Origin of the sequence: Photorhabdus sp. RM322S (genome assembly GCF_042879395.1) — a bacterium.
Taxonomy (GTDB): Bacteria; Pseudomonadota; Gammaproteobacteria; order Enterobacterales; family Enterobacteriaceae; genus Photorhabdus; species Photorhabdus khanii.
The window spans coordinates 58,771-73,214 of the sequence record NZ_JBHFKW010000022.1 but is presented as its reverse complement, the minus strand read 5'-3'; the positions used below and the strand labels follow the sequence as shown (position 1 = coordinate 73,214).

Here is a 14,444-nt window from a genome sequence, read left to right as displayed (position 1 = left end):
AATTCAGGATGACAAGAAGTATCGGGAGGTCAAAGTAATGCTACAGATCCCAACAACACCACGCCATGATTGGAAAGTGCGTGCAAAAGAATTTGGTTTTGGTTTCCACACAATTGATGATGAACCGTACTGGACGGAAGACCGTTACTATCAGTTCACTCTCAGGCAGATTGAGGAACACATCGAAGATCCGACGGAAGAAATCCACCTGTTGAGCCTGCAAGCGGTAGAGCGAGTGGTTAGCAGCGACAAACTGATGGCTAAATTCCAAATTCCAGAGACAATGTGGCCGTTGGTTCGTAAATCCTGGGAACGCCAGGATCCGAGCCTTTATAGCCGACTCGATTTTGCCTACGACGGTAAAAATCCGGCGAAATTATTAGAGTTCAACTCGGATACGCCGACTTCGATCTATGAACTTGGCTTCTTTAGCTGGCTGTGGCTGGAAGACAAAGTTGACCGTGGCGAAGTGCCACGTTCCGCGGACCAGTTCAACTTATTACAAGAGTTGCTTGTGGATCGCTTCTATGAACTTAAACCGCTCCTGCCATTCAACACACTTCACTTTGCATGTTGCAAGGATACAGAAGAGGACAGGGGGACGGTTGAGTACATGGCTGATTGTGCCAAAGATGCCGGTATTCACACAGAATTTGTCTATGTTGAAGATATTGGCCTGAGTGAATGCGGTAAGTTTACGGACAACAATCGTAAGATCATCGACTCTATATTCAAACTCTACCCGTGGGAGTTCATGTTTCGCGAAGAGTATGCTCAACACCTGGCAACTGCTGGCGTTAACTGGCTTGAGCCAATGTGGAAGTGCATCACCTCGAACAAATCAATCTTACCGTTGCTTTGGGAAATGTTCCCAGAACATCCAAACCTGCTTGAATCTTACTTTGCTGATGACCCAAAAGCTAAACGCCTGACCCATTACGTAATAAAGCCAATATTTAGCCGTGAAGGATCAAATATCAGTATTCACAAAGATGGCAAGATAATTGAGAAAGTCGGTGGGCCTTATGGGGAAGAAGGTTATATCGTACAACAATATACCCCATTGCCAAAGTTCGGTGATAACCACGTTCTTATTGGTAGCTGGCTCATTAATGACAGACCGGCTGGTTTATCGGTGAGAGAAGATGTTGGCTTAATCACGAAGGATACATCGTTATGCGTGCCTCATATTATTTTGGGCTGATTACAGGTGTTGTGCTTGGAGACACAACTGCTAATCAATGCGTAGCCAGAGCCTTATAGAAATTAGGATTGTCTTGGATGATAGCTAAGCTGTGAAATATTCAGTTGAGCACGGATAGCTTTAACGTCGGCAACTTCGTATCGAGTCACACGCTCTGCGGCTTTATTACCTTGTTTAATTGCAACTGCTTCTTCGAGGGATGCTTTCAACTCGTCAAAAAAACTCATGCTACACCTCACACTTTTTTATGCTCTCTTAAAAGGAACAGCACCCTGCTGTTCCCAAATTATTATATAATATGTACTAAATATCAGGCAGGATTAATTGTTGTATCAATGACTTGATAAAATGCGTTAAGAGTATCTGCGACAGTCCAAACACCCAGTATAACGTGATAACCTTGATATCCTTCTGGTAAGGTACATTTATTAATAACTTGATTCCCTGGCATTTTCTCCTGGTAATCCTCAAAACAGAAAGGTGTACTATTAAATTGCTCTCTGGTTAAAGGCTTATTGGGATCCCAGTTTGGTTTGGTAATAAAATATTCCCAGCTCGCAGTTTTGTGTTGAATGACAATTTCCCATTTGAACTCAATATTACCGGTAGTAATAGGGATTTTTTTCCAGCGATCTTCTGTTTGGACATCCAACTCCCCAAAGTGACCAATGCCAGCGCTGGCAATGTGACCATCTTCTGGACCTGCTTGTGGGAAGCCTTTTTTAGCTTCAAGAGACTGAGGTTCATATTTAACCAACCCACAATCCGTATTTTGTTTATTTCCCTGAGCAGAACAAAGGAATGCACGACTTCCTGGACTATCAATATAACCATGAGCCCAGGCACCATTAAACAAAGCGGCAATTATTGTAGTGGCTAAAGTCATATTTCTCACTTTATGTTTATACATAATAGTGTCCTCCATCAGACAGGATGATTTATCTATGACAAATAAAGCCCCGGGACTTAATCATTCATTTTAGGTGAATATAATATGATTATCCATTTCATAAATTGATTAATAATCTAATTACATTAAGCTATTGAAAGTTTGTCTAAAATGTGCCTGTTATTATTTTTTATAATATAAAAGGATATGATTTTCCTAATTTATTTGACATGGTTCATGCTATAAGCAATCTGTGCGTTTTGGTAGCATTTATTAACTTAAAAACACTTACTTATAGTTATGGTGATGTATTTTTGGAAGTCTATTCTTATGCAGATAATCTGAATGGTAAAAACTATCGATATGGAATAATGATATAGATTGATTAAAATATTAAATTATATCGTAAAAATATATAAAAAATATATTAGTTTAGTAAAGTTAAACTTTATACCATATTAATTTTCTCTTTTTAATTTAATCAGTGCCAATTGAATTATCAATTTCTACTCAGAAAGCTAATTTATTCGCTTTCTATTAGGGGAAAAGCAGTCCTTGCAATTCCAAGGGATATTATTTCAATTTTGATATATAGAAGAGGTTATAGTGAGTATTTTATATAATGCTGTTGTGGATCCTGGTGCTACACCTTATTATGGCTCTATTACTGTCAATAACTTACATTATGATACTGGAGAGCAGGTTCACATTGATAACTATCTGAGTTTTAACTTTCTTTCTCCGGCTAAAATATTGCCAACTTATATAAATCTATCATTTTCCGAATGGCAAAATTGGGATATTGACGTTCAAAATATCTCTATTGATGCCAATACATTTTCTGTAACAGTAACAATAACCTTCCCAAATCCATATATATTTATTGATTCAGATTCAATAACCATTGGTGTCAATGGAGATCTGACAACAGATCCCAATAAATATCTTGATTCCTTTGTTTTTGCCGCAGACAGTACACCAGAGATCAATGGCACGGTTAATATTACCTGTGCAGAATCACCTGATCCTGCATTGGATAATCTTCAACCTACTGTATTGGTTACTAACGCAGGCGGATATTCAGTATCAACAAATATGGTAATGGGCACAACTCAGCTGGAAAGTATCTTGGCCGGTGACTATTCGTTGAGTGCTCCGGATCTGCAAAATGGAGATTTAACTGTGGTGGCTCCAGTGCTGGTTACTCCGGCTACGATAGAGGTTATTACAGGCGAAACGACAGAAGCGTCGGTTGACTTTGGTCAAGTTGAATACTACTGCTCCATTGATTTTACCGTTGATAATATTCCGGGGCTTGAACATGAGATATTGAACGTCACGGTATTAGATGCGATAAACGGTGACATGATTGCTAATTTCGCTACTAAAGTTAATGAAACCACTCAATTACGTAAATTAAACAGTAGCGGAGTGGTTAATATTGTTATTGACACGGTAAACCTCAATAACCAGATATACACTTTTAACGTTCTTCCAGTGGAATTACAAAATGAACTAATTGATGTTAAATACACTGCCAATTTAGTCACAATAGACAATATAGATACGACCGATTTCCCTGAATTAACAGTAACAATAGAAACCGGTGATGTACTACAAGGTGGATTATCAATCCGATTATCATCTGAAGAGATGGATTATGAACAACAAATCCAGATTATATCAGGAAGTTCAACGTGGCCAGTTCCTGTCAAGCCAGGTACCTATACCGTTGAAGCCAGCAATTTTATCATCTCGAAAACAGTTTATGTCGTTTCTGTGCCTAGCTCTATCACGATAAACTCTGGTGACCAGAATGTGTTGAATATCAGGATCGAGAAATCTGCCAATTCCTGACTCTTGGGTCAGAGATAAACTCAACGCTTATCGTGATGATCCTGTAATGTTTAACGATACATTGAAGTGAATAACGTGTATTAACTGTTTGGATGGAAATAAGTAAGAGATGGGAACAGTATCATTCTGTTCCCATATTGGATGGGATTATTTCTGAAATTCATTTGGTGTATCTTCAATTTTCTAGACACATAACTCAACAGTGTTAATGTCCTTTTTATTGAGATTAATACATGTCACTTGAATTTATGAGTTGGAGTAATAGGCCAATATATTACGGTTTAAAACAAATCAAGCTGTTCAAAACCGTAATATCCACTTAAATGCTACAAGAATGTTATGCTAATGTTTAATAACATAAAGATCTTTCGACGACACAAAACCGAGTGGGCTAAGATAATATCCGCCAATATAAGGCTTTACTAATCTGGCACCAATATAATAATAAACAGGAATTGCTGGTACATCTTTTGCCAGAATACTTTCTGCTTGTTGAAAGTATTTTCGATCATTTGTTGCTTTGGCTTTATTTATCAAATCATCATAAGTTTCATTGCTATATAAGAAAGTATTATTAGAACTATTAGCCACAAAGTTATTTAAAAACGATGCAGGATTATTATAATCAGCAATCCGTGCATATCTCACCATCTCAAAATTACCTTGATGAATGACATCTAACAGTGCTTTTCGTTCTTGATTCTGCAAAACAATATCTACACCCAGATTTTTTTTCCACATTGAAGTCGCGGCAATCGCAATTCTTTTATGCTCCTCTGATGTATTATAAAGAAGTTTAAATTTCAATGGATTATCTCTATCATAACCGGCTTCATTTAATAACTGCCTGGCTTTTTCAATTCTTTCCTGCTGCGTCCATAATGCATAATCAGGTTGCTCTAAATTCATTCCTCCGGTATTGGGTGGGGTATGATTATAGGCGGGTTCTTGGCCTTGCCCTAAGACTTTATGTGCTATTATCTCTTTATCTAAAGCCAAATTTAATGCTTGTCTTACCCTAGCATCATTAAAAGGCACTTTTTGGTTATTAAAATCGTAATAATAAACGCCTAATGCGGGTGTAATGTGAACTTGATCGCCTAATTTAGTTTTTAAAGATTGAAATAAAACTGATGGAATATTCTTAGTTATATCTATCTCTCCGGCCAGATAACGATTCACATCTGCTGTTTCCGATGCTATCGGAAGATAAGTAACTTTATTAATAACAGTATGTGCATTGTCCCAATATTGAGAATTCCTGACGCCAACGACTTTTTCATTAACAATCCATTCAGACAATTTAAATGGTCCACTACTAACAAATACATCTGGATGAGTCCATTTATCGCCATATTTTTCAATGGCTTTTTGGCTGACAGGCACCATAACAGGATAAGCCAGCATCTGTAAAAGATAGGATACGGGTTGTTCTAATGTGACTTCCACTGTCAGATTACTCAATGCTTTAACACCTAATTCATCGGTTTTTTTCTTGCCGGAAATAATATCTTTAGCATTGATTATATGCATGTTTCCAAGATAACTGCCATATGGAGACGCAATTTGGGGATCAACCAAACGTCGCCAACTAAAGACAACATCATGCGCAGTAATAGGTGAACCGTCAGACCACTTTATGCCTTCTCTTAGATAAAATAACCAGACTTTATTATCTTTGGTTTCCCAACGAGTCGCTAAATCAGGATTGATTTTTCCATCATTGCCTGTGCTGACTAATCCACTGAAAAAATCATGAATAATATTAAATTCAACATCATTTTCAACTTTATGGACATCAAGAGAGACAGGCTCTGAACCATTATTACGAACGATATCTTGCTTAACTGCTAAGATTGTATCTTCTGGAATAATTGCCGCGTGAGATAATGTTAAATTCCCAACTATAAAACCAGTGAATAAAAATATATTCTTTATTACTTTCTTCATTATTCTCTCTCCAATAATATCTCATTTTTTAAATTGATGTTGTGGATTGATAAACACTTGGTATTGATTTTTCTGGAAATAATCCTGTCCAGATACGGAGATATGTTTATTGTTATAAAATCCTCTGGTCGTCATTCAGTCGTTGGCAAGCTTATTCTCTTGAATATCCTATTTGTTCTTACCATAAGTTTGAAAAGAGAAAGAGGGCTGGATCCTTATGCTTAAATAGCATCAGTGATACCTTTCTTCTATTCTTTTCAGCATTAACGAGTTAACCAGATTTAGTAAAATTTTCCAAGAAAATGTGAACTAAATTATATTTATACTTGAGCACTATCAAAATTTTCCCCGTTTTTCCTGCATAACATGCATCATACTCATGAAATGCAATATGAAGGCTAATTATGAAAAATAAAAATATAAATTATGAAGTCAATGAACAGAGTGATGAGTTGGTGGTCAGCCGTCGTCGTTTTGTTCAGGCCAGTGCAGCACTTATCTCTGTCCCTTTTGTTTCTGCCCGCACAACGGTTGCAGAGGAGAAAAAAAATCAGGGATCTCTGCCAGTTAGCGTTGTCGATACCGGCGAAACCAAAGTCGTACCAACCTGTAGTACGTTTGATTGTGGGGGAAGATGTGATATCCGCGCCCATGTTAAAAACGGCGTCGTCACCCGGATAACCACCAGACCGGATCATGAACTTGATGAAGCCATGCCGATTATGCGGGCTTGCGTTCGTGGCAAAGGCTATCGCAAATTTGTTTATAACCCTGATCGCTTAAAATATCCGATGAAACGGGTTGGCAAACGGGGAGAGGGGAAGTTTGAGCGAATCTCCTGGGATGAGGCAACAACCATTATTGCAGATAAGCTGAAACACATGACTGAAAAATATGGCCCGGCTTGTCGCTATGTCAGCGTTAATACAGCCGTAATCGGGGGGGTATCATCCGGTGATAAAATGTTGCGTCGTTTACTGAATATTACCGGCGGGCATTTACAATTTTACCATTCCGTGAGTATGGGTAATACAGCGGCAGCGACACCTTATACCTATGGTGTGGCAACTTCCGGCAGCACACTGGATACTTTGGAAGATACGCCATTGGTGATTCTTTGGGGCCATAATCCGGCTGAAACTATTTTTGGTCACACCAATCACTATTTCCAAAAAATGAAGAAAAACGGCACCAAATTTATTGTTGTCGATCCCCGTTATTCCGATTCTGCTTCCTCGCTGGCTGACCAATGGATTCCTTTGCTTCCAACAACCGATAACGCGATGATGGATGCAATGATGTATGTGATTGTCAGTGAAAATTTGCACGATAAAGAGTTTATTGATCGTTATACCATTGGTTTTGATGAAGACAATATGCCGGAGGGTGTTCCTGCCAATGAATCTTTGGTTGCTTATTTAACGGGCGCTAAAGATGGCAGGGTAAAAACACCCGAATGGGCTGAAAAAATCACTAAAGTGCCGGCAAATACAATTCGTCAGCTTGCTCGTGAATACGCCAGCACTAAACCCGCAGCCCTGATGCAGGGATGGGGACCGCAACGTCATATCTGTGGCGAACGTGTCGCACGTGGCTCAACAATTTTAGCCACAATAACCGGTAATGTGGGTAAAAAAGGCGGGTGGGCAGCAGGTTTCGGGGGTGTTGCGGGGAATAAATATCTGTACGGGCTTGATCTGGGTAAAAACCCGGTAAAAGAAAAAATCTCCGTTATGAATTGGGTTCAGGCCGCCGATGATGCCAGTAAAGTTACCCCGGAAGAGGGTTTGGTTAATGCCGATAAATTAAACACCAATATCCGTGTGTTATTCTCACTTGCGGGTAATTATCTTGCCAATCAAAACCCAGATATCAACCAGGCAGTCAAAATATTGGCAGATGAATCTAAAATTGAGTTCATTGTCTCCAGTGATCTTTACCTGGCGCCCAGTGCCCGATATGCAGATATCTTATTGCCGGAAACCAGTTTTATGGAACGCTGGAATATTGCTTATCCCTGGGGTACCGGCAGTTATTTCATTCTGTCATCAAAGCTGATTGAACCTGAATTCGAACGGCGTTCTGATTATGAATGGATACGCGAAGTCGCAGCAAAATTGGGTGTTGAACGTGAGTTCAGTGAAGGTCGTGACGAAAAAGAGTGGATAGCTCATATTATGGAATCTAATCGTCAGGTAATGCCGGAAGCAAATTTGCCAACTTTTGAAGAATTACAAAGTACGCATAAACATCTTTTCAAAATACCGCCCTACGTCGCTTTCGAAGACAATATTCGTGACCCGGAAAATCATCCATTTCCAACACCGTCAGGAAAAATAGAAATATTTTCTAAGCGCTTGTACGACATGCAAAATCCTGAAATCCCGGCATTGTCACATTATGTACCGGCATTTGAAGGGCCGGAGGATAAATTAACTGAAAAATATCCATTGCAATTAATTACCTGGAAAGGGAAAAACCGCTCTAATTCAACCCAATATTCAAACCCTTGGGTACAGGAAGTTCAAACCCAGAAATTGTGGATTCATCCTCTGGATGCACAGAAACGCAATATTGAATCGGGGGATTTGGTGCGTGTATTTAATGATCGTGGTATTTCTATGGTTCCTGCTGAAGTTACTCAACGTATTATTCCCGGTGTGGTGGCAATGCCAGCCGGTGCATGGTGGCAACCGGATAAAAATGGTGTTGATTGGGGTGGTTGTGTCAATGTGTTGACATCATCCCGTAAAACAGCACTTGCGCACGGAAACTCTCATCTAACATTATTGGTTGAGGTAAAAAAGCATGAGTGAATTTATAGCATATTGTGTTCCCTGAGTCTAATCAACGCCAAAGACTGCTCTGACGATAGCCGAAGGTTCGGATATATGTTAGGTATTCAAGAAAAGTGAGATATAACTTGTAAAACCAAAATTATCTCACCGAAACACCTCTTTCAAGCATTGCCGGAATAATCTCACAAGAGGTAGCTTGTATACCATAAAACAATAGTTGATCTCACACACACGACATAATGAGGTACATCATGGATCGTATGCTAGAAGGCAAAGTTGTGATTGTCACTGGTGGGGCAAGTGGCATCGGAGCGGGTATTGCTTTGGCGGCTGCCCGTCATGGTGCAGCGGTTGTGATCATCGGTGACATTACGGACCAACCTCGTGAAGGAGGAACACCGCTGGTCCAGCGTCTTCGTTCGATGAATGTGGAAGCGATATTTCATCAGTGTGATGTCACTTCACGGAGTGATATGGACTCGTTGGTCGATGTTTCTACGCCGTTTGGTGGTGTTGATCTAATGGCTTGTAACGCCGGAATTGCGTTATCCACTGATGGCCCACAAATTAGTCCGGACGATTTTCACAAGCTGCTTAACGTCAATCTTGATGGCGTTCTATTCGGTGCACAGGCGGCGGCTGAACAGATGATGAAACTGGGCAAACGTGGGAGTATCGTGGCAACGTCGAGTATGGGATCCATTAGGACGGGTCAACTCACGACAGCTTATTCCACCAGCAAAGCGGGCGTAAATATGATGATAGCTGCGTTGGCCGATGCTTTTGGGCCAGCGGGTATCCGCGTCAATGCGGTATGTCCAGGGTTGATCAATACAGCGCTTCCGCTTTCTTCGCCTGAAGTCGCCAAAATGTTTGATGCATTGTGTGAACGGATGCCACTCCGGCGCTTGGGTGAGCCAGAAGAGGTAGGAAATGCGGTGGTGTGGTTAGGTTCGGATCTTGCGTCGTTCGTAACGGGTGTGTCTCTACTTGTCGATGGTGGGCAAACAGTGGTGCTGTGATCGTTTATTGGCTCAGATTTTACACCATAGCATAAATAACACTTGCTCAGGCTTTTGTGTCAGAAGAGCCGAAGATCTGCGCCAGTCTCACTAATTGAGCAATTTCATCATTGGACGCGCCATTTCTGAGAATATCCAGTACTGTTGTAGATCCGTCTATACCCATATCAAGCTCAAATGTATTGATTTTACGGATGAAAAAATGGCATTTCTTGACGTCACTTACTTTCCCTATATTAGCCAGTATTTCCGGAACACCTTTTAAATATCCTTTATTACTGGTTTTTTTATTTACCGAAAACTGGAAAACAGGGTATAAGTTTTCAATTCCCCAGTTGAGTACAATGAGTTTATGATTCTCACCATATTTATTTACTGTCGGGCGGGTTATGCCTAATATGTCAGCCACCTTGCTGGACTTATAAACTCCGCCGAATTCCCCAAGACAGGTAAGGAAAGCGTTCCTGCTTTCGATAAACTCCTCATGTTTTTTCTTTTCCGGAGTGACCGTTTCCACTATTTTAATATAATTGGCCCGTCCTTTGATTTCCGCCCAAAACTCATCATCAGGTAGAGTCAATAATAGAGAAATACTATCCGGATCTTTTTTTCTAAGCACATCAATAAAATGATCGGCAAGGTTGATGACGCGTGCTTTGATAAGTTCAGATTGGTCAAACCCACTTGTCGGTTTTATTACCCGGTTATTGGATTCTTCGGCTGTTGCCTCCATTCGTACCTCAAACCATCGGCTCGGCTGGTATCTTATCACGCTGAAAACCTTCAAAATCCTTGTCTTTCAACCCCACTTGGCGGCCAATCGCGGCAAGTGCGTCTCCTAGGCGTACACGTCCTTCTGGCTTAACAGCAGCGGCCAGAATATTGCGGATTTCCGCCTCGGTACTGCAACCGTGCATTGCGGCTCGCACACGTAAAGCGCGGTGTACCTCATCCGGTAAATTGCGAATAGTGACAGATGACATATCAATACCTCTTTTTGATATCAATGATTGCACTTTAAATTAATGACATCATAAAGACAACATTTATCAACTGTACCTCTGCGGCTCCAAGATGAAAAAGTTTTAAAGAAAAGAAACGACTCGTGAGAAAAAACGAACAGATAACCGACAATGATGTTGGTAATGACTTATTCTGAGTTATTCACATATTTGTCATATAACAGTTTTCTGTTATGGTCATGGTTTAATGGGTTTTTTGTCCTACGGCACTTCAAATCCCACTTATCATATTAAACGAAATCCATAAAAAGGATCGTCAGAAGAAATAAGAGGTATGTATGCACAGCCAAATCAATTCATTACCCCAATATATGTTAGCGATCAGTATTGTTAAGCCTGGCGGCCCGGAAAAATTGCATCTGGTTCAGACGCCATTACCACGATTAGAAAAAGGCTACTTGCTCGTTAAAGTGGCTGCGGCGGGTGTTAACCGACCTGATATATTTCAGCGAATGGGTTCTTATCCACCACCACCTGATGCTTCTCCATTACCAGGGCTAGAGATTGCAGGAGAAGTCGTTGCCAAAGGTGAAGGTTGTGAACGCTGGAATATTAGCGATAAGGTTTGCGCTCTTGTTGCCGGCGGTGGTTATGCTGAATATTGCCTGGTACATGATTCCATAGCTTTACCCATATATGGGTTGGATTTTGTCCAGGCGGCGGCATTGCCGGAAAACTTTTTTACGGTCTGGGCTAATGTTTTCCAGACTGGCAAGTTGAAACAAGGAGAAAATTTGCTGATTCATGGTGGGACTTCTGGAATAGGGAGTGTCACTATTATGTTAGCAAAAGCCTTCGGCGCCAAAGTGATTACCACCGTCGGCTCGGATGAGAAGGCTAAAGTTGCACACAGTTTAGGCGCTGACTTTGTTATTAATTATCGAAAAGAAGATTTTGTTGATCGGGTATTGAAAATAACGGGTAATCACGGCGTTGATATGGTTGTTGATTTAATCGGTGGTGATTATGTCAATAAAAACTATAAAGTTGCTGCTAAGTTCGGGCGAATTATTCAGATTGGTATGATGAAAGGGGATCCTGAAAACCTTAACCTGATGTCTTTAATGCAAAAACGTCTGACTCATACGGGTTCTACATTACGTTCACGCAGTGTGGAGGAAAAAGCAGAGATAGCCAGGGAATTAGAAGAATATGTCTGGCCACTGCTGAAATCAGGAAAAGTCAGCCCATTAATTTGTAAAGTATTTGATTTGAAAGATGCCGCTGATGCACATCGTATGATGGAAGCGGGTGATGTTATCGGCAAAGTGATGTTGGTAAATGTATCGTCTTGAAAGTACTTCTTCTTAAATCAGGGCTATTTTCAACGGGTAGCCCTGCATTTTGCCTATTAACAGTTTCATGTTAGAAAAAATCCTTATGATTAATAAGCTTAATATCTAATAAGCTATTATTCCCCTCTGTTTTCTGCTTGGTTTTTATCCGTTATTTGTCCTCGCGCACAAAATCAGAATTTATATTTAATATTATTATTAATATTTTAACAAATATGGACTATATCTATTAACAAATGATCGGTTATAGACATGTTAATGACTAATCAATTTCACCTGATAGGTTTTTTTTAATGTCTGGATTACTGAGGTATTACCAGCTTTTAGTAAGTCAGGTGGCATAAAAGTTTCTGTCTGCTTATCAGAGAATGATAGTGATTTCATTAATAAATAAAGAAAATCGAAATCTCTCTGTTGCTGACAGTCGTTTTTGTCAGTTGGAAAAGGGTAGGTGATTATGACTAAGCAGTTTACTTCGCACTTAAACATTGATGCGTTGTTTTTAGGCCCTAAATCAGAAAATGCGGTTTTTTTTAGAGAAATGATGGAATATGCCGTAAGTGAGCATATGCACTGGCGTTCTGATTTTCATCCAGAAGATCCCGCCTTGGTAACTTCAGTAGATCGTTATGAACCTGATTACAGAGAAACCCTTTATAGAACGGAGGGGATTCTGAACCAGCTCTCTGCAAAATTGAAAAACACCTCTGTTCCCTGGTTTTCTCCTCGCTATATGGGGCATATCAATGCCGATACCTTAATGGTTTCTAATCTCGCTTATGTCATGGCGATGATGTACAACCCGAACAATTGTGCTCATGAGTCATCCCCGACAACCACCGAGCTGGAAATTGAAGCAGGGTTGGATTTGTGCAAGATGTTTGGCTATGACACCCGCCGGGCCTGGGGGCATATCACATCCGGTGGAACCGTTGCCAACTATGAGGGATTATGGGTTGCGCGTAATTTAAAAACCATGCCGCTTGCCATTGCAAAACACCCGCAATCCTGTGATTTGGTCGAGAATAAATCAGAACAACAACTGTTGAATATGTCGTCATCAGATATTCTGGATCTGACTGATGAATTAAAACGGCGTGGTATTTTCGAAGAAGTTCGTGAACTTTCTTGCCGTGGTATTGGGATAAAGCAAGGAATGCTTGGCAAAGTTCTGGTTCCGCAGTCGAAGCATTATTCATGGATGAAAGCGGTGGATGTTCTGGGGATCGGTCAAGAGCACATTGTTTCACTGCCGGTAGATGAAAACTATCGTACTGATGTTGAAAAAATGCGGGAAATCACGTTCAGCCTGATAGAGCAGGGCGAACCGATTTTGGCTATGGTGATTGTCGTTGGAACCACTGAAGTAGGTGCCATTGATCGAGTTGATGAAGTTATTGCGTTGCGTAAAGAGTGTGAAGAGCGTTATGGCGTCTCATTTTATTTGCATATTGATGCGGCTTATGCAGGGTATGCCAGCGCAATGTTTCTTAACGAACAGGGTGAGTTGATGGAATATGATGAACTTATCCGCCGTTATCGTGAATTAGACATTACTCCTGAAGATATTATTTGGCCTAAGCCTGAAATTTATCAAAGTTTCAGGGCAATGTGTCAGGCTGATTCGATTACCGTAGACCCACATAAAGTTGGATTTATTCAATATGCAGCCGGTGCGGTATGTATGAAAGATAAGCGTATTGTTGACCTGATTTCCTACCGTGCGGCTTATGTGTTTGAAGACGTTGAGGCGCAATCGGAGCAACCTGTTAACCGGCATGTGGTGCTCGGCGCTTCGATTATGGAGGGTTCAAAAGCTGGGGCTAGCGCAGCCGCAATTTGGGCTGCACACCGATTGGTTCCACTGAATATCAGCGGCTATGGAAAAGTGATTGCTTCAGGCATTGTGGCAGCCAATTGGATGACTAAAAAACTTTTAATGGCAGAGCCCCTTGTTGTTGGTAAACGTCGTTTTGAAATTCATGCCATGCCGCATCCTGATTTCCATATGGTCAATTTTACTTTTAAAGAGCAAGGCAATGACGATCTGGGGCATCACAACCGCCTTAATAAACGCATGTATGAGCTTTGTTCATATGCCTCTGGCCGTACTTACACTAATGATTTTCTGACCTCTTCCACCTCTCTTGGTTATGGAGAATATGGTGATACTCCCTGGCATTATGTTGAAAGCTGTGGTTTCAGCCGGGAAGAATGGGAGAAAGTTCACAGCCTGTATCTGCTACGTGCCGCAGTCATGACCCATTGTTTGCGTAATATTGATGATTTTGACGAGTATTGGGAACGGCTCCAGAAGATTTTTATTAAAAAACTGACTCAGATCGTTGATGAACAAGAAAAAAAGAAAGACGCCTGATTTTCTATTATTAAACATTTGCTGTTTATT

The 14,444-nt window shown here is 40.6% G+C and carries 10 protein-coding genes and 1 pseudogene; 6 read left to right on the top strand and 5 right to left on the bottom strand.

Features of this window, described 5'->3' with window-relative positions; genetic code table 11:
• Window positions 1-37 precede the first annotated feature (37 nt).
• On the top strand, window positions 38-1,204 hold the full coding sequence (locus ACGF63_RS14210) for a glutathionylspermidine synthase family protein (protein ID WP_387631572.1): 1,167 nt from the start codon (window positions 38-40) through the stop codon (window positions 1,202-1,204).
• Window positions 1,205-1,293: 89 nt separating this feature from the next.
• Here ACGF63_RS14210 and nadS read toward each other — a convergent pair.
• Both nadS and ACGF63_RS14200 read right to left on the bottom strand, forming a co-directional pair.
• Window positions 1,294-1,431, bottom strand: a pseudogene (gene nadS / locus ACGF63_RS14205) (NadS family protein); the annotation flags it as partial.
• An 83-nt stretch (window positions 1,432-1,514) separates the two neighbouring features.
• Window positions 1,515-2,114: a lytic polysaccharide monooxygenase gene (locus ACGF63_RS14200; RefSeq protein ID WP_152962056.1), complete on the bottom strand. Its 600-nt coding sequence runs from the start codon at window positions 2,112-2,114 to the stop codon at window positions 1,515-1,517.
• A 585-nt stretch (window positions 2,115-2,699) separates the two neighbouring features.
• Between ACGF63_RS14200 and ACGF63_RS14195 the strand changes: the two genes are divergently transcribed.
• Entirely contained in the window at window positions 2,700-3,950 is a 1,251-nt protein-coding gene (locus tag ACGF63_RS14195; protein WP_387631569.1) for a hypothetical protein, read from the top strand.
• Between the two features lie 342 nt (window positions 3,951-4,292).
• Here ACGF63_RS14195 and ACGF63_RS14190 read toward each other — a convergent pair whose 3' ends face one another.
• Window positions 4,293-5,900 carry an ABC transporter substrate-binding protein gene (locus ACGF63_RS14190; RefSeq protein WP_036847157.1) on the bottom strand — a complete coding sequence of 536 codons (1,608 nt, stop codon included), beginning with the start codon at window positions 5,898-5,900 and terminating at the stop codon, window positions 4,293-4,295.
• A 404-nt stretch (window positions 5,901-6,304) separates the two neighbouring features.
• Between ACGF63_RS14190 and ACGF63_RS14185 the strand changes: the two genes are divergently transcribed.
• Both ACGF63_RS14185 and ACGF63_RS14180 read left to right on the top strand, forming a co-directional pair.
• Window positions 6,305-8,716: a DMSO/selenate family reductase complex A subunit gene (locus ACGF63_RS14185; RefSeq protein WP_387631565.1), complete on the top strand. Its 2,412-nt coding sequence runs from the start codon at window positions 6,305-6,307 to the stop codon at window positions 8,714-8,716.
• A 233-nt stretch (window positions 8,717-8,949) separates the two neighbouring features.
• A complete protein-coding gene (locus ACGF63_RS14180) occupies window positions 8,950-9,720 on the top strand; it encodes a glucose 1-dehydrogenase (protein WP_036847159.1) in 771 nt (256 codons plus the stop codon).
• Window positions 9,721-9,766: 46 nt separating this feature from the next.
• On the opposite strand, the gene ACGF63_RS14175 is transcribed toward ACGF63_RS14180, so the two are convergent.
• On the bottom strand, window positions 9,767-10,453 hold the full coding sequence (locus ACGF63_RS14175) for a hypothetical protein (protein ID WP_152962058.1): 687 nt from the start codon (window positions 10,451-10,453) through the stop codon (window positions 9,767-9,769).
• A gap of 7 nt (window positions 10,454-10,460) precedes the next feature.
• Entirely contained in the window at window positions 10,461-10,703 is a 243-nt protein-coding gene (locus ACGF63_RS14170; RefSeq protein WP_036847160.1) for a plasmid stabilization protein, read from the bottom strand.
• 317 nt (window positions 10,704-11,020) lie between these two features.
• Here ACGF63_RS14170 and ACGF63_RS14165 point away from each other — a divergent pair, with 317 nt between their 5' ends.
• The gene (locus ACGF63_RS14165) at window positions 11,021-12,037 is read left to right on the top strand and encodes an NAD(P)H-quinone oxidoreductase (protein WP_387631560.1); all 1,017 of its coding nucleotides are present in this window, start codon (window positions 11,021-11,023) and stop codon (window positions 12,035-12,037) included.
• A 457-nt stretch (window positions 12,038-12,494) separates the two neighbouring features.
• Window positions 12,495-14,414 carry a pyridoxal-dependent decarboxylase gene (locus ACGF63_RS14160; protein WP_036847162.1) on the top strand — a complete coding sequence of 640 codons (1,920 nt, stop codon included), beginning with the start codon at window positions 12,495-12,497 and terminating at the stop codon, window positions 14,412-14,414.
• The last annotated feature ends 30 nt before the right edge of the window (window positions 14,415-14,444 follow it).

Coding starts and splice junctions, on each gene's coding strand:
- ACGF63_RS14175 (WP_152962058.1), bottom strand. CDS start 10,453: ATGGAGGCAACAGCCGAAGAATCCAATAACCGGGTAATAAAACCGACA.
- ACGF63_RS14165 (WP_387631560.1), top strand. CDS start 11,021: ATGCACAGCCAAATCAATTCATTACCCCAATATATGTTAGCGATCAGT.
- ACGF63_RS14190 (WP_036847157.1), bottom strand. CDS start 5,900: ATGAAGAAAGTAATAAAGAATATATTTTTATTCACTGGTTTTATAGTT.
- ACGF63_RS14160 (WP_036847162.1), top strand. CDS start 12,495: ATGACTAAGCAGTTTACTTCGCACTTAAACATTGATGCGTTGTTTTTA.
- ACGF63_RS14200 (WP_152962056.1), bottom strand. CDS start 2,114: ATGTATAAACATAAAGTGAGAAATATGACTTTAGCCACTACAATAATT.
- ACGF63_RS14180 (WP_036847159.1), top strand. CDS start 8,950: ATGGATCGTATGCTAGAAGGCAAAGTTGTGATTGTCACTGGTGGGGCA.
- ACGF63_RS14210 (WP_387631572.1), top strand. CDS start 38: ATGCTACAGATCCCAACAACACCACGCCATGATTGGAAAGTGCGTGCA.
- ACGF63_RS14170 (WP_036847160.1), bottom strand. CDS start 10,703: ATGTCATCTGTCACTATTCGCAATTTACCGGATGAGGTACACCGCGCT.
- ACGF63_RS14185 (WP_387631565.1), top strand. CDS start 6,305: ATGAAAAATAAAAATATAAATTATGAAGTCAATGAACAGAGTGATGAG.